We start from the raw sequence: 21,600 nt of genomic DNA, 5'->3' as shown, positions 1-21,600 counted from the left end.
CCATGGCCAGCTGCCCGATGCACGGCGGTAACTCCGCCGCCCTCGCCTCGCTGATGAGCGACAATCCGCGCTATGCGGAGATGTTCGACGTGAACAAGGAAACCGCCAACCACGGCGTCGACGGTGACCGCGACTACACCGATGACATGAACGCGCTGCGCGACGCCGCCCCGGTCCAAAAGGGCAGCTTGCGCGAACTGCTCGGCGTGCCCGAGATGGCGCACTCCATGGGCCCGCCGCGCGAGGCGATGACCTTCTTCTCGTACCGCGCCTGCGAGATCGGCTTTCGCGAGAACCTGCTGTTCTCGTCCGAGGGCTACAACGAGAGCCCCGGCGTGCGCACGATCGGGCCGACGATCCTCTCGATGGTCGGCAAGCCGCACAAGCGGCTGCGCTCGGCCGCGCAGCCGCTGTTCAAGCGGCCCAAAGTGATCGACTGGTGGAACAAGCGCTGGATCGAGGAGACGGTGGACGCGCTGCTCGACCGGCTGGTGGACGAGGAGACCACCGACCTCAATTCGCAGCTCTGCGCGCGCCTGCCGATGGCCACCGTCACCCGCGCGATCGGGCTGGAGGGCGAGGACGTGATCGAGTTCCGCTACCAGCTCAACCGGGCCACCTTCGGCGCGGCTAAACTGACGCCCGCCGAAGCGGCCGAATCGCGCGCCTGGGTGGACAGGACCCTGCGCGACCTCATCGCCGAGAACACCCGCAACCCCGGCGACAACCTCATCACCGGCCTCATCGCCAGCGCGATAGTCGACGAGGAGGACGGCTTCAAGCGCAAGCTGACCGAGGACGAGATCTTCGGCTACTGCAAGCTGGCGATCTTCGCGGGCGGCGGCACCACCTGGCGCCAGCTGGGCATCGCCATCGATGCGCTGATGAACCACCGCCATTTCTGGGACGCCTGCCGGGACGACCGAGCGCTGGTGGAACTGGCGGTCGAGGAATCGCTGCGCTGGCGCTGCACAGACCCGATGATGCCGCGCCTCTGCACCGCCGATGCCGAGGTCGAAGGCGTCGCCGTCCCCGAAGGCACCCGCGTGTTCCTCGCCTTCGGCGCCGCCAACCACGACCCAGCCGTGTTCGAGCGTCCGGGCGAATACGATATCTTCCGAAAGAAGCAGGCCAACATGGGCTTCGGCTTCGGCCCGCACCGGTGCCTCGGCATCGAGGTCGCGCGGCAGGAGATGATCGTCGCCATCAATGGCCTGCTCGACCGGTTCCCGAACATGACGCTCGATCCCTCGAAACCGAAGCCCGAATATCGGGGCCTCGAGCACCGGGGCATGACGGCGGTGACGGTGAAACTGAAATGAGCGAGACGATGAAGCAGGTCGTGCTGGCGGCTTATGCCAAGGGTAACCCCAAACCCTCCGACTTCCACATCGAGGAGGTGCCGGTGCCGCAGCCGGGGGAGCGGGAGATTCTCCTGAAGACGCTGTGGCTGGCGGTCGATCCGCTGATCCGCTTCTCGCTCGACGAAAAGCTGCTTTCGGGCGCGACGCGGATGGAGCTGGGCGCGGTCATGGTCGGGCCGACGGTGTGCGAGGTCGCCGCCTCGAACCATCCCGACTATGCCGTGGGCGACGTGGTCGAGGGCCGCTCGGGCTGGCAGGAGTACGCCGTCGTCGCCCCGTACCAGAGCGACTATCGCGGCCCCCCGCGCAAGGTTGATGCCGCGCTGGCGCCGGTATCCACCGCGCTCGGTGCGCTGGGCGGGCCGGGGCAGACCGCCTACGAGGGCATCGTCAACGTCGGCAAGGTCAAGGCGGGCGAGACGGTGGTGATCTCCGCCGCCGCAGGGGCGGTCGGCTCGATCGCCGGGCAGATCGTCAAGGTCCTCGGCGGCCGGGCGGTCGGCATTGCCGGGGGCACGTCCAAGTGCGCCGCGCTGCTCGACCTCGGCTTCGATGCGGTGGCGGACTACAAGGCCCCCGACTTCGCCGCGCAATTGAAGGCCGCGCTGCCCGAGGGGGCGGAAGTCTACCTCGACAATGTCGGCGGCGACGTGACCCTGGCCGTGCTCCCCCACCTCAAGCGCGGCGCGCGGATGCCGATGTGCGGCTTCATCGCCTACTACGGCGTCGGCATGGAAGGGCCGGGGCCGGACCACCTGCCCGGCTTCTACCGCCAGATCATGGCGAAGGCGCTCAAGATCGAGGGCTTCGCCGGGATCTTCGCGGGCAAAAAGGGCCTAGAGGACATCGCCGGGTGGATGAAGGACGGCAAGATTCGCTTCGCCGAATCCGTCGTCGAAGGACTGGATGCCGCGCCGGAGGCCTTTTCCAGCGTGTTCTCGGGCCATGACCACGTCGGCAAGCTGCTGGTGCGCGTCGCACCCGAGGCTTGATCCCGCGCGCTGCGCGGTTCAGCGTGGATCACATGGAGACTCTCACCCTGACGCCGCCGCCGCGCAGCACCGCCAATCCCGCGCCGGCCCGCGTCGCCGGCTCGGTGCGGCGCACGACGAGCATCGACGTCTCGTGGCCCGACGGCGTCGAAGGCCAGCGCCTCTTCATCGGCGCGGCGCGCGACTTGTGGACCCCGGTCGCGGGCGACGACGGGCTGACCCTCGCCGAGGCGCGCTTCGAAGTGCGCATGACCGAGGACAAGACCATCACCGCGATCACCGCCGACCCGGCGCCGGAGGGGCTCCAGCGCCTCGTCGGCGCGCGGGCGGGCGGGCATCTGCGGATGCTGCTGCGCGAGGTCATGCCCGACCTTTCGCACCCGCTGTACCTCGTGCTCGACGACCTGTCCGGCACCGCGCTGGTCAGCGCCTTCGCCTGGTCGCAGTGGTATCCCGACTGGGCCGAGCGCCTGCGCGAGCGCCTCGGCGCGGAGCAGCACGCGAGCCTCATGGCGCAGCGCATCAACGTGTGCTGGGGCCTTGCCGAGGGCAACAGCGGCGTGAGCCCCGACGGCCCGCCGCTCGACGTCGCCAGCGCCGATGCGGGCGACGTGCGCAACCCGCTCGACCCGCAGGGCTGGCACGCGCTCTCGGACCGCGACGGCGCCGGCTTCCGCCGCGCCCGCCGCATCGACGTGACCCGCGACGAGGCCGCCGGGGTGATTCGCATCGACTCCGCCTTCCAGGACAGCGCCACCCGGCCGACCGGCGGCCGCGTCGCCATCCACGAGTACAACCTGCGGGCGACGGCGGACCTCGCCACTCTCGAAGTGCTGACAATGGAGCCCGAGGCGCGCATCCTGCCGTTCTCCGAATGCCCCGGGGCGGTGCACAACACGCAGCGCCTCGTCGGCCGCAATCTCGGAGAAATCCGCGAGGAGGTGCTGGCGCAGCTGCGCGGCCCGGAAGGCTGCACTCACCTCAACGACGCCCTGCGCGCGCTGGCGGACGTCCCCGAACTGGCGGCGCGGATCGCTTCTTAACGTCACCCCGACCGTCGCCGGGACGACGGATGGGCGATGCAACGTGCGCTCCCCCGCACACCCGCTTGACCGCCGCAGCGCAAGCGCCCCGGCTCGCTTGCGCCGCCCCGCGCCACGTGGAAGGCCATGGCCAACAACCATGACCCCCGGGGAAAGCAGTGACCAAGTCGGTCGTCACGCTCGATGACAAGTACGTGCAAGGCGAAGGCCAGGTCATGCTCTCGGCGCTTCAGGGCGTGGTGCGCCTGCTGCTCGACCAGGCGCGGCGGGACAAGGCGGCGGGGCTGAACACCGCAGGCTATGTCACCGGCTATCGCGGCTCGCCGATCACCACGCTCGATGCGCAGCTCTGGGCGACCGAGAAGCTGCTCACCGCCCACGACATCCGCTTCGAACCCGGCCTTAACGAGGAACTGGCGGCCACCTCGATGCGCGGCACCCAGCAGCTCGGCTGGTACGGCCAGCCGCGCGTCGATGGCGTCTTCGCGCTGTGGTACGCCAAGGGCGTCGGCGTCGAGCGCGCGGGCGAGGCGATCAAGGCGGCGAACTTCGAAGGCACCCACGCGAAAGGCGGCGCGCTGCTGCTCTGCGGTGACGACCATGCCGCCAAGTCCTCGCTCACCGCGCACCAGAGCGAGCATGTGCTGGTCACGGCGATGGTACCGGTCCTCTATCCCGCGACCACGGACGAGATCCTGACGATGGGCCAGCTCGGCTGGGCGCTCTCGCGCGCCAGCGGGCTCTATGTCGGGATCAAGGCGGTGACGGACACGCTCGACCTGACAACCACGGTGACCTTGCCGGGGCACACTTTCCCGATCCATAGACCCGAGGTCAGCGGATCGCCCAACCTGCGCCTTGCCATGTCGGCGCTGGAGCAGGAGGCGGCGGTGATCGAGCAGCGCCTCCCGATCGTACCGCGTTTCGCCGCGCTCAACCGCCTCGACCGGGTGAGCCACGAAGCCGCCGACCGCCGCCTGACCATCGTCAGCGCCGGCAAGGCGTGGCTCGACGTCTGCCAGGCGCTCGCCGACCTCGGCCTCGACGATGAGGCCCGCCGCCGCGCGCTGGGCCTCAGGGTGGTCAAACTGGGCCTCGTCTGGCCGCTCGACGCCGCCTTCGTGCGCGAGGCCTGCGGGCACAGTGCCGAACTTCTGGTGGTCGAGGAGAAGCGCGCCTTCATCGAGGAGCAGCTCGCCCGCCTGTTCTACGGCCGCGCCGATGCCCCGGTGCTGACCGGCAAGACCCTGCCCGACGGCACGGCGCTGCTGCGCGAGACCGGGGTGCTCGATCCCGCCACCGTCCGCCGCGTGATCGTCGCCCGGCTCGATGCCTGGGGCGTGCTCGATGACGAGGCGCGCTCCCGTGACGCCGCGTTGCGGGTGATCGAGGACGGCGCGGCAGCGCTCCAGCGCACCGCGATCCGCCCGGCCTATTTCTGCTCGGGTTGCCCGCACAACACCTCGACGCTGGTGCCCGAGGGCAGCGCGGCGATGGGGGCGACGGGCTGCCACGGCCTCGCCCACTACATGCCCGAGCGCAATACGATGCAGACGGTTTCGATGGGGCAGGAGGGCATGCCCTGGGTGGCGGCGCAGAGCTTCGTCGATACGCCGCACATGTTCCAGAACCTTGGCGACGGGACCTATACTCACTCCGGCCTGCTGACGATCCGCGCGGCGGTGGCGGCGAAAAGCCGCGTGACCTTCAAGATCCTCTACAACGATGCCGTCGCGATGACCGGCGGCCAGCCTGCCGAGGGTGCGCTGACGCCGGAGCAGATCGTGCAGGAACTCGTCACCGAGGGCGTCCATCCGGTGGTGCTGGTGAGCGAGGACCCGACCCGCTTTGCTGCCGCCGACCTGCCGCGCGGCACCCGCGTGCTGCACCGCGACCACCTCGACGCAGTGCAGCGCGAGCTTCGCGACGTCACCGGCACTTCGGCCATCGTCTACGAGCAGACCTGCGCCAACGAGAAGCGGCGGCGGCGCAAGAAGGGCGCCATGCCCGACCCCGACAGGCGGCTCTGGATCAACCCGGCGGTCTGCGAGGGCTGCGGCGACTGTTCGGTGCAGTCGAACTGCCTCTCGGTGGTGCCGATCGAGACCGATTTGGGGCGCAAGCGCGCGATCGACCAGTCGACCTGCAACAAGGACTATTCCTGCGTGAAGGGCTTCTGCCCGAGCTTCGTCGAAGTCTCCGGCGCCCCGCTCGCCAAGCGCGCGATGGACGATGCGGCGCTGGCGGCGAAAGTCGCGCTGCTGCCGGTCCCGCCGGTGCTGGAGGCGCGGACCTGCGCGCTGGCGGTGGCGGGGATCGGCGGCACCGGGGTGCTCACGGTCGGCGCGATCCTGGCGATGGCGGCGCATCTCGAGGGCAAGGCGACCAAGATCCTCGACCAGACGGGCATGGCGCAGAAGGGCGGCGCGGTGACCAGCCATATCCGCATCGGCCCCGATACCGCCGCGATCCCCTCGGCGCGGCTGGGGGCGGGGCAGGCCGACGTGCTGATCGCCTGCGACCTCGTCGTCGCCTCGGCGCCCGAAGTGCTGGCGCTCGCCCGGGCGGACACGCGGGTGCTCGCCAACGCGGACGTGGTGCCGACCGGCGAATTCCAGCGCAACCGCAACCTCGACCTGACGGCCAGCCGCTTCCTCTCGGCGATCGGCAAGCGGGTCGATCCGGCCAACGTCGATTCGCTGAATGCCGGGTCGCTGGCGAGCCGGCTCTTGGGCGACACGATCTTCACCAACCTGATGATGCTGGGCTTCGCCGCGCAGAAGGGCCTGCTGCCGGTGGCGCTGGCCTCGATCGAGGAGGCGGTGCGGCTCAACGGCGTGGCGGTGCGCGCGAACCTCGCGGCCTTCGCGGTGGGCCGGCTGGCGGCGGCGGGCGAGGAATTCCTCCCAGAGCTTGCTCGGGGAGGAATGGGTTATGCTGCGCTCGTCGTGCATCGTTCGCGGCTGCTTACCGATTATCAGAACGAGGCTTATGCTGCGCAATATCGCGGCTTCCTCGACGCCATCGAGGGCACCTTGCAATCGCGCGGGATCCCCGACCGCGAAGCCCTCCTCACCCCCATCGCGCGCGGCCTCGCCCGGCTCATGGCCTACAAGGACGAGTACGAAGTCGCCCGCCTCTACGCCGCGCCCGCCTTCCGCGAGGGGTTGGCGGACACCTTCGCCGGCAAGCCCAGACTGAAGATCCATCTCGCCCCGCCGCTGCTGGCCTTCCGCAAGGACGCGCGTACCGGCAGGCCGCGCAAGATCGCGTTCGGTGGCTGGATCTTCCCGGTCTTCACCGTGCTGGCCAGGCTCAAGGTCCTGCGCGGCACTTCGCTCGACCCGTTCGGCTATACGGCCGAGCGCCGCATGGAACGCGGCCTCGTGGGCGAGTACCGCGCGCTGGTCGAGGAGATCGCGGCCAAGGTCACGCCGGAGACGATGGAAATCGCGATCGACCTTGCCGCCGCCGCCGACCTCGTTTCGGGTTACGGTCCGGTCAAGGACGCGGGCGTCGTCGCCTACCGGGCGCGGGTGGCGGACTTGCGCGGCGGGCTCTCGGCCGCGTTCGCCGCGCCGAGCAAGCGGGTGCCCGAGCCCGCCTGATCGGCGATCACGCTCTCGATCGCGGTGCGGATGGCGGTGTAGAAGTCCGACATCCGCGCGAAGCGGTCGGCCACCGCGTCGGGGATCGCGCGGTCCTGCTGCGCCGCGAACATGCGCACCTGCCGTTCGAGCAGCGCGGCCTTTTCCACGAACGGCCCGCTGAATTCGCCCGGCACCGAGTAGTAGAGGCGCCGGCTGCCCGGCTCGCCCTGGCGGCGCGCATTGCCGCAATGCTCGAGCGTGCGCGCGGCGACGCTGGCGTTGCTCTTGCTCATACCGAGGTCGGCGGCGATCTCGTCGAGCGTGGCGGGCGACTCGCGCAGCAGCAGGTAGGCGTAGATGCGCCCGACCGGCCGGGCCCAGCCCCAGGGCGCCATCAACATCGCCATGGCGTCGAGAAAGGCCTCGTCCTGTTCAGAGAGCTTGATATTCGTCATATTCTGGATTTACTGAATTTTATTGTGGGACGCCAGCGGAAAAGCTGGGGCGGGATGGAGAGCCTGAAGCATGGACGACCTGGAATTCAACCGCCGCTACGGCCCCTGGGCGCTGATCGCCGGGGCGTCGGAAGGCACCGGCGCCGCCTTCGCGCGCCAGCTGGCCGCTAAGGGGCTCAACCTCATCCTCGTCGCCCGGCGGGAAGGCCCACTCGAAGCCCTAGCCGAGGAGCTGCGCGCCGCCAGCGGGGTTGAATGCGTAACCGCCTCGATCGACCTCGCCGGCGACGATGCCGCGCGGCAATTGCTGGCGGCGGCGGGCGGGCGCGAGGTCGGGCTGCTGATCCTCAACGCCGGCGCCGACCCGAACGGCGCGATGTTCCTCGACAACGAAATCGCCGCCTGGGACGCGCTGGTCATGCGCAATGTGATGACCACCACGCGCGCACTCCACGTCTTCGCGGCGCCGATGCGCGAGCGTAGGCGCGGCGGGCTCATGGTCGTCGGTTCGGGCGCCTGCTACGGCGGCCTGCCCGGCATCAACGTCTACGCCGCGACAAAGGCCTTCGATCTCGTGCTGAGCGAAGCACTCTGGGCCGAGCTTGAGCCATACGGCGTCGACGTGCTCAGTTTCGTGCTTGGCCGCACCGACACGCCCGCGCACCGCGAACTGATGGATGCGCGGGGCATGGCGATCCCGGACGGCCTCGCCGATGCCGACGACGTCGCCCGCCTCGGCCTCGAACGCCTGCCCCACGGCCCGGTGTGCAACTGGGGCGAGGCTGACGACGAGGCGATTATGTCCGCTTCCTCCGCCGCCGATCGCCGGGCCCGCATCCGCCAGATTTCCGCGATCGCCGCCTCCTACGCGAAGAAAGGATAAGCGATGACCGACATTCTCGCGCAGCTTGCTGACAAGCAGGCGATCACCGAACAGATCTACCGCTACTGCCGCAGCGTCGACCGGCTCGACGTCCCGCTCGGGCACTCCGTATTCCACGAGGATGCGACCGCCGACTACGGTCCGCACGGCTACCAGGGCCCGGGGCGCGGCGCGATCGACTGGATCTGCGCGGCGCACGGCCAGTTGCTGCACCACACCCACCAGGTCACCAACATCCTCATAGAACTGGCGGGGAACCGCGCCTCCAGCGAGGCCTACGTCACCGCCGACCTGCGCATGGACCGCGAGGGCCGGACCATGCAGATCGAGAACTGGGCACGCTACTGCGACACCTGGTCTAAGCGCGAGGGCGTCTGGGCGATCGACCGGCGCGAGACCGTGATCGAGTTCGATTCTATCCGCGAGGTCACGCCGATGAAGCCCCACGCACACGGCACCCGCGATCCGCAGGACCCGTCCTATGCCGTATTGGAGAACCGCGCATGAAGGATTTCAAGGTTTCCGTCTCGTTCGACATGCGCTCGCCCGACTGGGCGACGCCGACGCCCGAGCTCTACCGCGCCGCCATCGAGATGGCCGGCTTCGTCGACGGGATCGGCGCCGACCAGATCGGCCTGATGCAGCACCACGGCTCGGACGACGGCTACCTGCCGCAGCCCTTCGCGCTGGCGGGCGGCATGGCGGCGGTGACTAAGCGCATTCGCTTCCTGCTGGGCGCGGTGATCCTGCCGCTGCACGATCCGCTGGAACTCGCCGAGCAGATCGCGGTGGTCGACAACATGTCGAACGGGCGCCTCGGGGTGATCTTCGGCGCGGGCTACGTGCCCTACGAATTCGCGATGTTCCGCAAGTCGCTGAAGGACCGCGCGAAGCTCATGGACGAGGGGCTGGAGGTGATCCTGCGCGCGCTCAAGGGCGAGCGGTTCGAGCACGGCGAGGGCGACCAGTCGCGCCCGATCTTCGTGCGCCCGCTGCCGGTGCAGGAGCCCGAGGACATCATCCTCGTCGGCGGCGGCGTCCCCGCTTCGGCGAAGCGCGCGGCGAAGTTCGGGGTCGGCTTCGGGCCGATGAAGGGCGATCTCGTCGATATCTACCTCGCCGAATGCGAGCGCCTCGGCCACCGCCCGCGCCAGTACTTCCGCCCGCGTCCCGGCATGCCAATGGCGGTGCACTTGTGCGAGGACCCCGATCAGGGGTGGGACGCCATCGCCCCCCACGCCGTCCACGTCATCACCGAATACGCCAAGTGGGCGGCGGCCGAGGGCGACGGCTCGAACTCGCCGTTCAAGGGCCTGACCGACCCCGCCGTGCTGCGCCACGCGGGCATGTTCGTCGCCTGGACCCCGCAGATGCTGCTCGACAAGGTGAAGGAACTCGAAGGCGGTAACATCGGCTTCCAGCCGCTGCTCGGCGGCCTGTCGCCCGAAGAAGGCTGGAAGAGCCTCAGGCTATTGGAGCAAACGATGCCTGCGCTGCGCGAGGCGATCGCTGCATGAAGGCCGCCTGCATCGAGAACGGCGAGGTGCACGTCCGCGAATTCGCCGACCCGGAGCCGGGCAAGGGGCAGGCGCTGGTGCGCACCCATTCCTGCGGATTGTGCGCCTCCGACGCGCATTTCCTGACCGGCGGGCAGCACATCATCGACCTGTCGCGCAAGATGGGCGGGCCTTATGCCGCGCTCGATTTCGCGCGGCCCTTCGTGCCGGGGCATGAGTACGTCGGCGAGGTGCTGGACTATGGCGCCGGCAGCCGCCGCTCCGTCGCGCCAGGGCGGCGGGTCACTTCGGTGCCGATCATGCGGCAGGGCGGCGCTCACGCGGTCGTCGGCTTCAGCCACGACTGCCCCGGCGGCTGCGGCGAACTGATGCTGCTCGACGAGGACTTCCTGCTCGAGATCCCGGACGGCCTGCCCGACGACCACGCGGCGCTGATCGAGCCGCTCGCGGTCGGCCTCGAACACGCGCGGCGCGGACGGCCGGGCAAGGACGACGTGGCGCTGGTGCTCGGCTGCGGGGCGATCGGCCTCGGCGTGATCGCGGGCCTCGCGCTGGCAGGCGTCGCGCCGATCGTCGCGGCCGACTTCCATGCCGACAGGCGCGAATTGGCGCTCAAGATGGGCGCCCACATCGCCATCGACCCGCGCGAGACCGAGCCCTACGGCCCGCTTCCCGACCTCGGCGGCAAGCGCGTCAACCTGATCTACGAGAACGTCGGCGTGCCCGGCATGCTGCAGCGGATCATCGAGAGCGCGCCGTTCGATGGGCGCATCGTCATGGGCGGGTACTGCATGGAGCCCGAGCCGCTCTACGTCTTCGCCGCGCAGAACAAGCGCCTCAACATCCAGTTCGCCGGCGGCGAGGAGCCGCAGGACATGGACCTCGCCATGCGCAGCATCGCCGATGGGCGGATCGACGTGACGCCGTGGCTGGGCGGGCGGATCGGGCTGGGCGCGGTGGCCGGGGCGATCGCGAACCTGTCGGGGCCGGGGACGCCGGTGCGCACGGTGGTCGATCCTCGGCTGCTGTAGGGGAGGGTAAGACCTGGGGCCATGGGCCCCAGACCCCGGTCCTGTCGTCGTTGCGCGCGCAGATTCGTGGGTGCGCTCATTTCGGGGGTGCGAGGCTTTATGGCCTGCGGCGCTGGGAAGCGTTGCTCCGCTCTCCTATCCTCGTCGCCCCCGCGCAGGCGGGGGCCCCGCTTGCTTTCCCACATCTCAGCCCAACGCCAGAAGCGGGGTCCCCGCCTGCGCGGGGACGACGAGGATTGGGAACCATAGGTAACGCGCGACCTCTCCGACTGCCCCCTCAGGCACCCACCGCGATCCAAATCTTTCCCGCCCGCCGCCAACGACAGGCTTTTCATTTCCTCGCGCGCTCGCTAACCGCGCTTTCCCATGGACTACATCAGCACCCGCGGCAGCGCACCGGCGCTCGACTTCGAAGGCGCGACGCTCGCCGGGCTCGCATCGGACGGCGGACTCTATGTCCCGCGCGAATGGCCCCGCTTCTCGGCAGACGAGATCGCCGGCTTCGCGGGCCTGCCTTACGCGCAGCTGGCCGCGAAGGTCATGGCACCGTTCGTGGCGGGGAGCCTCAGCGAGGAGCGCCTGCTCGAACTGACCACCGAGGCCTACGGCCGCTTCGCGCACGATGCCGTCACGCCGCTCAGGCAGCTCGACGAGCAGCAGTGGCTGCTCGAACTGTTCCACGGTCCGACGCTGGCGTTCAAGGACGTGGCGCTGCAGCTCCTGGGCCTGCTGTTCGAGGAATTCCTCGGCCGCTCGGACCGCAACCTGACCATCGTCGGCGCGACTTCGGGCGACACCGGCTCGGCGGCGATCGACGCGGTGGCGGGCCGCGCCAAGGTGGACATCTTCATGCTCCACCCCAAGGGCCGCGTCTCGGACGTGCAGCGCCGCCAGATGACCACGGTGCTGGCGCCCAACGTCCACAACATCGCGCTGGAGCACGCCAACTTCGACGATGCGCAGGCGATCGTGAAACGCGTGTTCAACGATAAGGGCATGACCGACCGCTTCGCCATCGGCGCGGTGAACTCGATCAACTGGGCGCGCCTGATGGCCCAGGTGGTCTACTACTTCGCCGCCGGCCTCCAGCTCGGCGCCCCCCACCGCAAGGTCGCCTTCTCGGTGCCGACCGGCAACTTCGGCGACGTCTTCGCTGGCTACGTCGCCGCGCAGATGGGCCTGCCGATCGCCAAGCTGATCGTCGCCACCAACGTCAACGACATCCTCCACCGCGCGCTGGCGGATGGCGATTATTCGCAGGGCACCGTGACGCCCACCGCCGCGCCCTCGATGGACATCCAGGTCTCGTCCAACTTCGAGCGCCTGCTGTTCGACCTCGGCGGCCGCGACGGCGAGGCTCTGGCCGCGCAGATGGCCGGGTTCGAGAGCACCAGGGCGATGCAGCTCACCAATGCCCAGCGTGAGGGCGCCTCGGCGCTGTTCACGTCGGCCCGTGCCGATGCGGACGAGATGGCCTCCACCATCCGCTGGGCCTGGGAAAGCTGCGGCGAGCTGATCGACCCGCACACCGCCTGCGGCCTCTTCGCCGCACGCAGCGCAGGTATCGAGCCGGGCACCCCCGTCGTCACCCTGGCGACCGCGCACCCGGCCAAGTTCCCCGAAGCGGTCGAACGCGCCACCGGCCACCGCCCGAGCCTGCCCACCCGCGTGGGCGACCTGTTCGAGCGCGAGGAGAAGTGCGAGACGCTTCCCGGCACTTTCGAGGCCGTCACCGAATACGTGGCGCAGCACGCCAGCCCGAAGGTCTGATGGCTACGCTCTCTCCCCAGCCCCTGATCCTCGCGGGCGAGGGCTGGGCGGACTACGGCCTCGTCGATTCGGGCCACGGCCGCAAGCTCGAGCGCTACGGCGACTTCCGCTTCGTGCGCCCCGAACCGCAGGCGATGTGGAACCCGCGCGTCAACGGCGGCGAGTGGGACGCCCACGGCGAGTTCGTCCCCGGCTCCGACGAGGACGGCGGCGGCAGGTGGCAGTTCGACAAGGCTGTCCCCCGTGACGGCTGGTCGCTGGCGTGGAACGAGGTGAAGTTCACCGCGCAGTGCACGCCCTTCCGCCACCTCGGCTTCTTCCCCGACATGGCCCCGGTGTGGGACTGGATGCGCGGGATGCTCGATGGTCGCACCGACGCCAGCACGATGAACCTGTTCGGCTACACCGGCGTCGGCACGCTGGCGCTTTCCCCGCACGGCCCGGTGACGCACGTCGATGCCTCGAAGAAGTCCGTGGCACAGGCGCGCGAGAATGCCGCGTTGGCGGGGCTTCAGGACCGTCCGGTGCGCTGGATGATCGACGACGCCGCCAAATTCGCCGCACGCGAAGTGCGCCGCGAGAAGCGCTACGACGGCATCATCCTCGACCCCCCGAAGTTCGGCCGCGGCCCCACCGGTGAGACCTGGCGGCTGGAGGAGAACCTTCCGGGCCTGCTGGCCGACTGCCGCAAGCTGCTCGACGCCGACAGCCGCTTCCTGTTCCTCACCGTCTACGCCGTGCGCATGTCGTCGCTGGCTCTGGCGGGACTGATGGAAGAACTGTTCGCCGATCTGCCCGGCACTATCGAGCACGGCGATCTCGCCGTTCGCGAAGATGAGCAGGGTCGCCTCCTTCCCACCGCGATATTCGCGCGCTGGTCGAATCCCGAGTAAGGCGCGCGCCATGGCCGATTCGCTGATCCTAGAAATTGCCGACTTCGAGCAGGATGTCCTCACCGGCATCTACTCCGAAGAGACCGGCAAGCCGCAGCCGCTGCGCTTCACCATCACGGTGCGGCTGACCCCGGCCGACCACTACGCGCCCGATACGCCGCTGAGCGCCAGCAAGAACTACATGGACCTCAAGTTCGCCGCCTCCGAGGCGCTGCCGGTGGGGCTTCATTTCAAGCTGATCGAGGCGGTCGCCGACCACATCTGCGAAACCCTGTTCCTGCAGGACGAGCGGGTCGAGGCGGTCACGGTCAAGATCGTCAAGCTGGCACTGACCGAGGCCAACGAGCAGATCGGCATGACCCTCTCGCGGGATCGCCGCCGTTGACCGAACTGCTGCACCTCGGGCCGCTCTCGGAAGACGCGCTCGAGGCCGCGGCCGATTTCCATGCCCGGCTGCTGCCCTCGGTCGAGGCGACGCTGCTGGGCGGCGCCGATCCGCTGACGCTGGTGTTCCTGCCCGCCTCCCACGATCACCGCGCCTGGCGCCTCGCCGCGGTGCAGGGACTCGCCCGCCGCTTCGCCCCCTCGCGCATCAACGCGGTGGAGTCGGGCGAGGCCGATGCGATCGCCGCCGCCTCGCGCTGGCTTGACGGTGCGGGAGGCGTGACCGGTCAATTGCTGCCGCTGGATGGAACTGGCGCGGGCGGAGTGCTATATCCTCCCCGATGACATCGCCAGCGCCCCTCGTCGACCAGTTCCAGCGCAGGATCACGTACCTGCGCCTGTCGGTCACCGACCGCTGCGACTTGCGCTGCGCCTACTGCATGCCCGAGCGGATGACGTTCCTGCCCAAGAAGGACGTGCTGACCCTCGACGAGATGCACGACCTCGCGCTCGGCTTCATCGCCCGGGGCATCACCAAGATCCGGCTGACCGGCGGCGAACCGCTGGTGCGCCGCGATATGATCGAGCTGGTCCAGGCGCTTGGCCGCCGCATCGGCGCCGATGACGGACGCGGACATCTCGAGGAACTGACCCTCACCACCAACGGCACGCGTCTTTCCGAGTTCGCCGAACCGCTCTACGCGGCGGGCGTGCGGCGGATCAACGTCTCGCTCGACACGCTCGACCGCGAGGGCTTCGCGAAGCTCACCCGCCGCGATTCGCTGCCGCAGGTGCTCGAAGGGCTGGCAGCGGCCAGGGCGGCGGGGCTCAGGGTCAAACTCAACACCGTCGCGCTCAAGGGCATCAACGAGCACGAGATCGCCGACCTGATCGGCTGGGCGCATGGACAGGGGTTCGAGGCGACGCTGATCGAGGTCATGCCGCTCGGCGAGGTCGAGGAAGACCGCATCGACCATTACCTGCCGCTGCTCGCGGTGCAGGACGACCTCGCGCGGCGCTGGACGCTCACCCCCAGCGGCCACCGTACCGGCGGCCCCGCGCGTTACTGGGACGTGGCTGAAACCGGCGGCCGGCTGGGGCTCATCACGCCGCTCACCAACAACTTCTGCGAGGGCTGCAACCGCATCCGCGTCACCGCGACCGGGCAGCTCTACGCCTGCCTCGGCGGAAACGAGCAGGTCGACCTGCGCGCCGCGCTGCGCTCGGGCGATCCGGAAACGGCGCTGACCGAAGCGCTCGACCTCGCCATGCGGATCAAGCCCGCGCGCCACAACTTCGCCATCGATGCGCGCGGTGAAGCGCCCGCCCTCGCGCGCCACATGTCGATGACCGGGGGCTGACGATGGCGGCAAGGCTGGTGTTCCTGGGCCGGCTCGAGGAGCTGGCGGGAAGCGGCGGCGCGGACCTTGTGCTGGAGGCTCCGCTGGATTGGGCGGGGCTCGTCGAGCGGCTGTCCGAAGACTATGCCCCGGCGCTCGCCGAACTGGTCGACAGCGACCGCGTCAAGGTGGCCCTTAATGGCGCGCTAATGGGGTCTAAGCAGGGCCTTATTCTCTCCGACGGCGACGAGATCGCGTTTCTGCCCCCCGTCTCGGGCGGCTGACGTGTCCGACATTCGCCTCCTCACCACCCCATTGGATCCGGCGGAAGAACTGCGCGCCTTCACCGCCGCGCACCCCGAGGCGGGCGGCATCGTCAGCTTCCTCGGCCAGGTCCGCGAAGGCGGCGGGGTCGAGGCGCTGGAACTCAGGCACTACGACCCGCTCACGCTGCCGGCGATGCAGGATCTCGCGGAGCGGGTGCGGAATCGCTGGATTCTCAACGGTTTGCTGGTGATCCACCGCAGCGGCGAAATGACGGTGGGCGAACCGATCGTCCTCGTCGCCGCCGCCGCGCGCCACCGCCGCGACGCCTTCGCCGCCGCCGATTTCGCGATGGACCACCTCAAGAGCGAATCGTGGTTCTGGAAGCGCGAGAAGGTGGCCGGCGAATGGCGCTGGATCGAACCACGCGCGCAGGACTTCGCGGATATCGGCCGCTGGCGACCCGCATAGTCCCGGCCGCTTCGCAAAAGGGCGGAGCCTTCAGCCTTTGAGTCGCGTGGACAGCTGCGCGATGACCTTGTCCTGCGCATCGAGCAGCGCCGCCACTTGCGAGCGGGCATCGCCGATCGCCTTGGCGCTGGGCGATTCGTCCAGCGGCGCGGTGTTACGGGAATCGGCATAAAGCAGGTCGAGTTCGGCCAGCGCGCCCATGCCGCTGGAGCGGCTCGTTTCGAGCTTCGCGAGCGCGACGCTGGCCGCGCTCCACGAATCGGTGCCTTCGCTCCCGGCCGCGGCGACGGCGCGCTGGGCAGCGGCGCTTTGGGCCTGGAACTGCCGGTCCGCCGCCTGCGCCACGGTCACGAGGCCCTGGAGGCGCGTGACGAGATCGGCGCTGGCGGGGGGCAGGTCAGGGACGGCAGGCGCCGCCTCACCCGCCGCGGGCGTGCCCGAGCCGCCGACCCGCTCGACATCGCGTATGGCGAGCGAGGGATAGGAGCCGGACGTGGAACAGGCTGCCATGCCGAAGGGAAGCAGCAGGGCGAGGAAACGGGCTTTCGCGCGGGTCATGTCGCTGCCATAGCACGCCGGACCATCAGGGCGAGGGGCTTTCGTGCCCGTTCGGCCGTGAACCCGTCGCCGGTGGGCCTAGTCCTTGTTGACACGAATCGGTCCATCCCCTAACGGCACCCTCTCTTTCCGGCACCCCGCGCCAAGCGGGGCGGTCGGCGCGTCGCCCGAAAGGCTCATGGTTCCTCGGAACCAGAGCGGCCGGGGCAGTTCTGTTTCGGCTCGTTTCGGGCACATTGATATTAGGTAAGGGCACCATGTTCGCAGTTGTGCGCACGGGCGGCAAGCAATACCGGGTTGCCGCCGGAGACAAGATCGCGGTCGAGAAGCTGGCTGGTGAAGCCGGTGACAAGATCACCCTGGGTGACATTCTTCTGGCCGGCAAGGACGGCGAGGTCGCGGACATCGCTAACCTCACGGTCGCTGCCGAGATCATCGCGCAGGCCAAGAGCGAGAAGGTCGTGGTGTTCAAGAAGCGCCGCCGCCACAACTACCGTCGCAAGAACGGCCACCGCCAGCAGCTCACGCTGCTGCGCATCGTGTCCGTCGGCTGACCCAGATTTCGGAGTAACCAGAAATGGCACATAAGAAAGCAGGCGGTTCGTCGCGTAACGGTCGCGACTCCGCTGGCCGCCGTCTCGGCGTGAAGAAGTTCGGCGGTCAGGAAGTGATCGGCGGCAACATCATCATCCGTCAGCGCGGCACCCGCGTGTACCCCGGCGTCAATGTCGGCATCGGCAAGGACCACACCCTGTTCGCACTGGCCGAAGGCCGCGTGCGCTTCCACGACGGCAAGCAGGGCCGCAAGTACGTGTCGGTCGACGCGCAGCTCGCGGAAGCCGCCGAATAATCGGATGGTCTTGCATAGGGCCATCCTGACGGGATGGCCCCCGCCACGCTCCTGAGCGTGGCAGAACGAGGGAGAGGGCCATAAAGCCCGTCTCCCTTTTTCCGTTTCTCCCTCTGCCGCCTGTCTCGTGCGCCATGTTGCGTTCGATTGCAGGCATTTGCGTAATCGCACTGTCACGTCCGCCCGCTACCGGGCCGGCGGGGCGGATGGAGAGACGACGATGTTCATTCGCAGCGAAAGGCTGTTCCTGCGCCCCGGCTGGTCCGAGGACTGGCAGGACCTGCTGACCCTGATCGCCGACGAGGCGGTCGTGGGCAACCTTGCCGGCGCGCCCTGGCCCTATACCGCCGAGGACGCGCGCGGTTTCATCGCCATGCCGCAGGACCGCCTGCTGCCCCGCTTCCTCGTCACCGTGCCGGGGGCCGGCGGCGCCCGCCTCATCGGCGGGTGCGGGCTGTCGCTGCGCGATGGCGACGTGAATCTCGGCTACTGGATCGCGCCCGCGGAGTGGGGACGCGGCTTCGCCAGCGAGGCGGCACGCGCGGTGCTGGGCCTGGCCAATGCGCTGGGCCACCGCCGCGTCGTCGCCAATCACTACATCGACAACGCGGCATCGGGCCGGGTGCTCGAGAAGGTCGGCTTCCGGCGGACCGGGCGGGTGGTCGAGCGCTTCAGCAGGGCGCGCGGCTTCGCCAGCCCTTCGCGCGAATACGAGGTGCTCTTCGAGTCCTCGGGCGATTCGCCGGGCGACTGTGACGGCGCCGACGTCATGAACGGCCGAAAAGCCGCCTGAGGACGCTTTATCCCCGCGCGACTCGCGTGATTCTGGCATCGAGCGGCACCTGGGGAACACTCCCTAGTGCGGCTCTTACTCCTCGTTAATCAGGCAATGTCAGGACTTTATCGCGCGCTGCAGTCGGCGTGCAGCAAATTTCGTGCATTGGCGGAAGCTTGTGTGCATGATCCCCGTATTAATACGACGGAGAACCATGGAATGTTCGTCCGCACGGAGAGACTGTTTCTGAGGCCCGCCTGGCCGGAAGACCTGGACGATCTCGTCGAGGCGCTTCTGGAGGAGGATATCCAGCGCAATGTCGGGGTCGCACCGCTGCCGCGGACCCCGGCGGACGTGCGCGCCTATCTCGACCGACCGCGCGACCCGCGCCTGCCCCACTTTTTCATGTACCTGCGCGCGCCGGGCGGGCCCCAGCTCGTCGGCGGCATCGGCCTTGGCCGGTATGACGAGGACGTGGAGGTGGGTTACTGGATCGCCTCGCGCCATCGGGGACGCGGCTTTGCCGGGGAGGCACTGCGTGCGCTCGTCGGCCAGGCGCGGACGCTCGGGCACAAGCGGATCGTCGCCAGCCATTTCGCCGACAGCCCGGGTACGCACCAGGTGCTCGAGAGCGCGGGGTTCCGCGATACCGGGCAAGTCCGCTCGCGCTACAGCGCGGGGCGCGCGATGGAATATGCGGTGCGGATCTACGACAGCGCGATGAGCGAATCGAGCGCGGCTTAGGGCATGACGGGGCGGTCAGCGGGACCTTGATCCAGCGGCTCCGTCGTCCCTGCTCAGGCAAGCCCCCCCGCCTTCGCGGGGGCGGCGAAGCTTTTTGTCCAGCGAAAGGCTGAGGTTAGGACGGCAGCCAGTGCGGGGCGAGGTCCGGCGTGATATCCTCGATCCGCAGGTGGTCGACCGCGTAGCCCAGCTCCGGATAGGCCGCGCGCCGGCGCTTTTCGTTCGAGCGGGCGAGGGGGACCACCACCAGCCGGCGGTTGACCTTGGCGCGCCAGTTCATCCGCGCGGTGTTCTCTTGCCCGACGTAGCAGCCCTTGGTGAAGCTGACGCCGTTCAGCTCGGCGGCATTGCATTCCAGCCAGAGCGTTTCGCCGTCGCCGAGTTCGGCGCTGCCTTCGGGGACGCCCTGCGCCAGCCGGTGCGCACGCCAGGCGGCGTCGGCGCCGGTCTCGGTTTCCTCGGGGTCGGCCTCGTCGATCGGAGCCACCCAGCGTTCGCCCAGCGCATGAAGGCGCGGGTCGGGAGCGGCGCCGTCGCCGGTGTGGGGACGCCAGTGGACCGCGAGATGGTCATCGCGGACAATGTCGATCGCCTTGCGCAGCCGGTACATCGACAGGCGCTTCACCAGCGCGTCGGCGACTTCGGCCTCGCAGTCGATCAGCAACCCATTGCCAGCGGGCCAGACGATGAAGTCGAACAGCGCCTTGCCCTGCGGGGTCAGGAGCCCCGCCCAGACCGGCAGCGCCTTGGCGACGTCCGCCGTGACGAGGCCTTGGAGAAAATCGACGACATCTTCGGTCGAATCGGGGCGGGGGGAAAGCCGGATGAGGGCGCGATCGAACAGGCGGGTTGCGGTCATGGCCTCTAAGTGGGGCGAATCGCGAGCCGGCTCAAGTGCCTGGCGGACACTTCGCCAGTCGCCCGCGCAGTTCGTCGAGCACCCAGAGCGCGGCGGGGCCGGGGGGCGTGTCCTTGCGCCAGAGCGCGACCAGTGCGTAGTCGATCACGGTGCGCTCGGGCAGCTGCAGTTCGACCAGCGCACCCGATTCGATGTCGCCGCTGACGACGTGGCGCGGCATCGAGCCCCAGCCGATCCCCTCCTTGAGCAGCGCGTGCTTGGCGCCGAGGTCGGCCAGGCGCCACGAGCGCGGGCTGAACACCGAGAAATCGCGCCCGTCGGTCAGCGGCGAGCGGTCGGTCAGCACGAGCTGCAGGTGCTTGCGCGCCTCGCCCGGCACGATCTTGCCGGCGCGGGCGAGCGGATGGTCGGGCGCGGCGACCGCCACCAGTTCCACCGAACCGATGATCTCGCGCTCGATGTCGGCAAGGTCGACGATATCGGGACCGGCGATGGCGAGCGTCGCGCGGCCTTCCAGCACCAGCGCCGCCACGGCGCCCAGCGCTTCTACGTTGAGGCGCAGCGGGACGGTGGGGAAACGCACCTGGAAGTCGCGCAGCAGGCGGGCGAGGACGTGGCCGGGCACCATGACGTCGATCGCCAGCGAGAGTTCGGCCTCCAGCCCCTGCCTCAGGCTTCGCACTTTGGCGAGCAGGGCGTCGACGTCGTCCGAGATCGCGTGGGCCTCTGACAGCAGGGCGCGGCCCTCGTCGGTCAGCACCGGGCGGCGCGAGCCCTCCCGGTCGAACAGGCGCACATCGAGCTGCGCCTCGAGCTGGGCGATGGCGTAGCTGACCACCGAGATCGCCCGGCCCAGCTTGCGCGCGGCGGCATTGAAGCTGCCTTCCTCGACCACGGCGAGGAAGCAGCGCAAGTGATCCAGACTGGGAGCAACGAGATCGACCATTCAGCTTTTCCGAATAATTGGGTCGATTTTATCGCAATTATGCGATCGGGTTGCAAGCCATAGATAGGGCGCAACAGGTCACCCCGACCTCACCAATTCGAGGAAACAGCCATGATCGAACTCCGCCCCTTCGACAGCCTCGGCGCCGCCAACCACGGATGGCTCGACGCTCACCACCACTTCTCGTTCGGTGGCTACCATGACCCGGCGCGCACCAACTGGGGCCGCCTGCGGGTGTGGAACGACGATACCATCGCCGCCCAGACCGGTTTTCCGCCTCATGCGCACAACGACATGGAAATCATCACCTACGTCCGCAAGGGCGCGATCACCCACCGCGACAGCCTGGGCAACACCGGCCGCACCGAAGCCGGCGACGTCCAGGTCATGAGCGCGGGCACCGGCATCCAGCACTCGGAATACAACCTCGAGGACGAGGACACCACGCTGTTCCAGATCTGGATCATGCCCGACCGCCGCGGAGAAAAGCCGCAGTGGGACGCGCGTCCCTTCCCCAAGGGCGACCGCACCGGCCGCTTCGTCACTCTCGCGAGCGGTATCGCGGGCGACGACGATGCGCTGCCGATCAACGCCGAGGCCCGTGTTCTGGGCGCCACGGTCAAGGCGGGCGAGACGGTGACGTATGAAACCGCGCCGGGCCGCCATTCCTACCTCGTTCCCGCCAAGGGCCGGATCAGGGTGGGCGACGTGGAAGCGGGCGCCCGCGACGGCGTGGCCATCACCGGGCTCGACACGATTTCCGTGACCGCACTTGAGGATGCCGAACTGGTCCTCGTCGACGCGGCCTGACATACGAGCGGCGGGCGATTCGCAAGGGTCGCCCGCCTGCTTGTGCACATTCTCCCAAACC

At 69.1% G+C, this 21,600-nt stretch carries 24 protein-coding genes; 20 read left to right on the top strand and 4 right to left on the bottom strand.

The genetic code is table 11. From position 1 onward, the window contains the following. Nucleotides 1-2: 2 nt before the first annotated feature. The 4 genes from AC07M9_RS13615 (at nucleotide 3) to AC07M9_RS13600 (ending at nucleotide 7,007) form a co-directional block, all read left to right on the top strand. Nucleotides 3-1,322 carry a cytochrome P450 gene (locus tag AC07M9_RS13615; protein ID WP_494884289.1) on the top strand — a complete coding sequence of 440 codons (1,320 nt, stop codon included), beginning with the start codon at nucleotides 3-5 and terminating at the stop codon, nucleotides 1,320-1,322. Continuing rightward, nucleotides 1,319-2,356, top strand: a complete 1,038-nt coding sequence (locus AC07M9_RS13610) for an NADP-dependent oxidoreductase (RefSeq protein WP_494884288.1) — start codon at nucleotides 1,319-1,321, stop codon at nucleotides 2,354-2,356. The genes AC07M9_RS13615 and AC07M9_RS13610 overlap by 4 nt, the downstream gene beginning before the upstream one ends. Nucleotides 2,357-2,388: 32 nt before the next feature. After that, complete coding sequence (locus AC07M9_RS13605; protein ID WP_494884287.1) at nucleotides 2,389-3,399, top strand: DUF2889 domain-containing protein; 1,011 nt, start codon at nucleotides 2,389-2,391, stop codon at nucleotides 3,397-3,399. Between the two features lie 158 nt (nucleotides 3,400-3,557). After that, nucleotides 3,558-7,007, top strand: a complete 3,450-nt coding sequence (locus AC07M9_RS13600) for an indolepyruvate ferredoxin oxidoreductase family protein (RefSeq protein WP_494884286.1) — start codon at nucleotides 3,558-3,560, stop codon at nucleotides 7,005-7,007. Here AC07M9_RS13600 and AC07M9_RS13595 read toward each other — a convergent pair. Next, entirely contained in the window at nucleotides 6,923-7,444 is a 522-nt protein-coding gene (locus AC07M9_RS13595; RefSeq protein WP_494884285.1) for a GbsR/MarR family transcriptional regulator, read from the bottom strand. The two genes, AC07M9_RS13600 and AC07M9_RS13595, sit on opposite strands and share 85 nt — an antisense overlap. Before the next feature lie 70 nt (nucleotides 7,445-7,514). Between AC07M9_RS13595 and AC07M9_RS13590 the strand changes: the two genes are divergently transcribed. The 11 genes from AC07M9_RS13590 to AC07M9_RS13540 all read left to right on the top strand — a co-directional run bounded on the left by AC07M9_RS13590 (nucleotide 7,515) and on the right by AC07M9_RS13540 (nucleotide 15,997). Beyond that, complete coding sequence (locus AC07M9_RS13590) at nucleotides 7,515-8,327, top strand: SDR family NAD(P)-dependent oxidoreductase (RefSeq protein WP_494884284.1); 813 nt, start codon at nucleotides 7,515-7,517, stop codon at nucleotides 8,325-8,327. Nucleotides 8,328-8,330: 3 nt separating this feature from the next. Further along, nucleotides 8,331-8,834: a nuclear transport factor 2 family protein gene (locus tag AC07M9_RS13585; RefSeq protein ID WP_494884283.1), complete on the top strand. Its 504-nt coding sequence runs from the start codon at nucleotides 8,331-8,333 to the stop codon at nucleotides 8,832-8,834. Continuing rightward, nucleotides 8,831-9,844, top strand: a complete 1,014-nt coding sequence (locus tag AC07M9_RS13580) for an LLM class flavin-dependent oxidoreductase (protein WP_494884282.1) — start codon at nucleotides 8,831-8,833, stop codon at nucleotides 9,842-9,844. Before AC07M9_RS13585 ends, AC07M9_RS13580 begins: the two co-directional genes overlap by 4 nt. Beyond that, nucleotides 9,841-10,875 (top strand): zinc-binding dehydrogenase, encoded by a 1,035-nt coding sequence (locus AC07M9_RS13575; protein WP_494884281.1) that lies wholly within the window; start codon nucleotides 9,841-9,843, stop codon nucleotides 10,873-10,875. The genes AC07M9_RS13580 and AC07M9_RS13575 overlap by 4 nt, the downstream gene beginning before the upstream one ends. A 366-nt stretch (nucleotides 10,876-11,241) precedes the next feature. Beyond that, nucleotides 11,242-12,645: a threonine synthase gene (gene thrC, locus AC07M9_RS13570; RefSeq protein ID WP_494884280.1), complete on the top strand. Its 1,404-nt coding sequence runs from the start codon at nucleotides 11,242-11,244 to the stop codon at nucleotides 12,643-12,645. Next, nucleotides 12,645-13,538, top strand: coding sequence for a class I SAM-dependent methyltransferase (locus AC07M9_RS13565; RefSeq protein WP_494884279.1), 894 nt, complete (start codon nucleotides 12,645-12,647; stop codon nucleotides 13,536-13,538). The genes thrC and AC07M9_RS13565 overlap by 1 nt, the downstream gene beginning before the upstream one ends. Before the next feature lie 10 nt (nucleotides 13,539-13,548). Then, nucleotides 13,549-13,923, top strand: a complete 375-nt coding sequence (locus AC07M9_RS13560) for a dihydroneopterin aldolase (protein ID WP_494884278.1) — start codon at nucleotides 13,549-13,551, stop codon at nucleotides 13,921-13,923. Further along, complete coding sequence (locus AC07M9_RS13555) at nucleotides 13,920-14,267, top strand: Rossmann fold domain-containing protein (RefSeq protein ID WP_494884277.1); 348 nt, start codon at nucleotides 13,920-13,922, stop codon at nucleotides 14,265-14,267. Before AC07M9_RS13560 ends, AC07M9_RS13555 begins: the two co-directional genes overlap by 4 nt. Next, entirely contained in the window at nucleotides 14,264-15,283 is a 1,020-nt protein-coding gene (moaA, locus tag AC07M9_RS13550) for a GTP 3',8-cyclase MoaA (protein WP_494884276.1), read from the top strand. The genes AC07M9_RS13555 and moaA overlap by 4 nt, the downstream gene beginning before the upstream one ends. 2 nt (nucleotides 15,284-15,285) lie before the next feature. Continuing rightward, on the top strand, nucleotides 15,286-15,546 hold the full coding sequence (locus AC07M9_RS13545) for a MoaD/ThiS family protein (RefSeq protein WP_494884275.1): 261 nt from the start codon (nucleotides 15,286-15,288) through the stop codon (nucleotides 15,544-15,546). Nucleotide 15,547: 1 nt separating this feature from the next. Continuing rightward, nucleotides 15,548-15,997: a molybdenum cofactor biosynthesis protein MoaE gene (locus tag AC07M9_RS13540; RefSeq protein WP_494884274.1), complete on the top strand. Its 450-nt coding sequence runs from the start codon at nucleotides 15,548-15,550 to the stop codon at nucleotides 15,995-15,997. Between the two features lie 30 nt (nucleotides 15,998-16,027). On the opposite strand, the gene AC07M9_RS13535 is transcribed toward AC07M9_RS13540, so the two are convergent. After that, entirely contained in the window at nucleotides 16,028-16,555 is a 528-nt protein-coding gene (locus tag AC07M9_RS13535) for a hypothetical protein (RefSeq protein ID WP_494884273.1), read from the bottom strand. Nucleotides 16,556-16,812: 257 nt separating this feature from the next. On the opposite strand from AC07M9_RS13535, the gene rplU reads away from it, so the two are divergent. From rplU to AC07M9_RS13515, 4 genes are all read left to right on the top strand, one after another. Continuing rightward, a complete protein-coding gene (gene rplU, locus AC07M9_RS13530; protein WP_007685436.1) occupies nucleotides 16,813-17,109 on the top strand; it encodes a 50S ribosomal protein L21 in 297 nt (98 codons plus the stop codon). A gap of 23 nt (nucleotides 17,110-17,132) precedes the next feature. After that, a complete protein-coding gene (rpmA, locus tag AC07M9_RS13525; protein WP_404479844.1) occupies nucleotides 17,133-17,405 on the top strand; it encodes a 50S ribosomal protein L27 in 273 nt (90 codons plus the stop codon). Between the two features lie 220 nt (nucleotides 17,406-17,625). Then, entirely contained in the window at nucleotides 17,626-18,198 is a 573-nt protein-coding gene (locus AC07M9_RS13520) for a GNAT family N-acetyltransferase (RefSeq protein ID WP_494884272.1), read from the top strand. Between the two features lie 201 nt (nucleotides 18,199-18,399). After that, nucleotides 18,400-18,924 carry a GNAT family N-acetyltransferase gene (locus tag AC07M9_RS13515; RefSeq protein WP_494884271.1) on the top strand — a complete coding sequence of 175 codons (525 nt, stop codon included), beginning with the start codon at nucleotides 18,400-18,402 and terminating at the stop codon, nucleotides 18,922-18,924. Between the two features lie 115 nt (nucleotides 18,925-19,039). On the opposite strand, the gene ygfZ is transcribed toward AC07M9_RS13515, so the two are convergent. After that, nucleotides 19,040-19,783 (bottom strand): CAF17-like 4Fe-4S cluster assembly/insertion protein YgfZ, encoded by a 744-nt coding sequence (gene ygfZ / locus AC07M9_RS13510; RefSeq protein WP_494884270.1) that lies wholly within the window; start codon nucleotides 19,781-19,783, stop codon nucleotides 19,040-19,042. A gap of 31 nt (nucleotides 19,784-19,814) precedes the next feature. After that, nucleotides 19,815-20,729, bottom strand: coding sequence for a LysR family transcriptional regulator (locus AC07M9_RS13505; RefSeq protein ID WP_494884269.1), 915 nt, complete (start codon nucleotides 20,727-20,729; stop codon nucleotides 19,815-19,817). 111 nt (nucleotides 20,730-20,840) lie between these two features. On the opposite strand from AC07M9_RS13505, the gene AC07M9_RS13500 reads away from it, so the two are divergent. Beyond that, on the top strand, nucleotides 20,841-21,539 hold the full coding sequence (locus tag AC07M9_RS13500) for a pirin family protein (protein ID WP_007685450.1): 699 nt from the start codon (nucleotides 20,841-20,843) through the stop codon (nucleotides 21,537-21,539). Nucleotides 21,540-21,600 lie beyond the last annotated feature (61 nt).

The sequence above is a fragment of the Novosphingobium sp. GW821-FHT09E05 genome (assembly GCF_059416165.1).
This window is presented reverse-complemented; position numbering and strand designations above follow the sequence as displayed.

Coding starts and splice junctions, on each gene's coding strand:
- AC07M9_RS13615 (WP_494884289.1), top strand. CDS start 3: ATGGCCAGCTGCCCGATGCACGGCGGTAACTCCGCCGCCCTCGCCTCG.
- AC07M9_RS13610 (WP_494884288.1), top strand. CDS start 1,319: ATGAGCGAGACGATGAAGCAGGTCGTGCTGGCGGCTTATGCCAAGGGT.
- AC07M9_RS13605 (WP_494884287.1), top strand. CDS start 2,389: ATGGAGACTCTCACCCTGACGCCGCCGCCGCGCAGCACCGCCAATCCC.
- AC07M9_RS13595 (WP_494884285.1), bottom strand. CDS start 7,444: ATGACGAATATCAAGCTCTCTGAACAGGACGAGGCCTTTCTCGACGCC.
- AC07M9_RS13590 (WP_494884284.1), top strand. CDS start 7,515: ATGGACGACCTGGAATTCAACCGCCGCTACGGCCCCTGGGCGCTGATC.
- AC07M9_RS13585 (WP_494884283.1), top strand. CDS start 8,331: ATGACCGACATTCTCGCGCAGCTTGCTGACAAGCAGGCGATCACCGAA.
- AC07M9_RS13580 (WP_494884282.1), top strand. CDS start 8,831: ATGAAGGATTTCAAGGTTTCCGTCTCGTTCGACATGCGCTCGCCCGAC.
- AC07M9_RS13575 (WP_494884281.1), top strand. CDS start 9,841: ATGAAGGCCGCCTGCATCGAGAACGGCGAGGTGCACGTCCGCGAATTC.
- thrC (WP_494884280.1), top strand. CDS start 11,242: ATGGACTACATCAGCACCCGCGGCAGCGCACCGGCGCTCGACTTCGAA.
- AC07M9_RS13565 (WP_494884279.1), top strand. CDS start 12,645: ATGGCTACGCTCTCTCCCCAGCCCCTGATCCTCGCGGGCGAGGGCTGG.
- AC07M9_RS13560 (WP_494884278.1), top strand. CDS start 13,549: ATGGCCGATTCGCTGATCCTAGAAATTGCCGACTTCGAGCAGGATGTC.
- moaA (WP_494884276.1), top strand. CDS start 14,264: ATGACATCGCCAGCGCCCCTCGTCGACCAGTTCCAGCGCAGGATCACG.
- AC07M9_RS13545 (WP_494884275.1), top strand. CDS start 15,286: ATGGCGGCAAGGCTGGTGTTCCTGGGCCGGCTCGAGGAGCTGGCGGGA.
- AC07M9_RS13535 (WP_494884273.1), bottom strand. CDS start 16,555: ATGACCCGCGCGAAAGCCCGTTTCCTCGCCCTGCTGCTTCCCTTCGGC.
- rplU (WP_007685436.1), top strand. CDS start 16,813: ATGTTCGCAGTTGTGCGCACGGGCGGCAAGCAATACCGGGTTGCCGCC.
- rpmA (WP_404479844.1), top strand. CDS start 17,133: ATGGCACATAAGAAAGCAGGCGGTTCGTCGCGTAACGGTCGCGACTCC.
- AC07M9_RS13520 (WP_494884272.1), top strand. CDS start 17,626: ATGTTCATTCGCAGCGAAAGGCTGTTCCTGCGCCCCGGCTGGTCCGAG.
- AC07M9_RS13515 (WP_494884271.1), top strand. CDS start 18,400: ATGTTCGTCCGCACGGAGAGACTGTTTCTGAGGCCCGCCTGGCCGGAA.
- ygfZ (WP_494884270.1), bottom strand. CDS start 19,783: ATGACCGCAACCCGCCTGTTCGATCGCGCCCTCATCCGGCTTTCCCCC.
- AC07M9_RS13505 (WP_494884269.1), bottom strand. CDS start 20,729: ATGGTCGATCTCGTTGCTCCCAGTCTGGATCACTTGCGCTGCTTCCTC.
- AC07M9_RS13500 (WP_007685450.1), top strand. CDS start 20,841: ATGATCGAACTCCGCCCCTTCGACAGCCTCGGCGCCGCCAACCACGGA.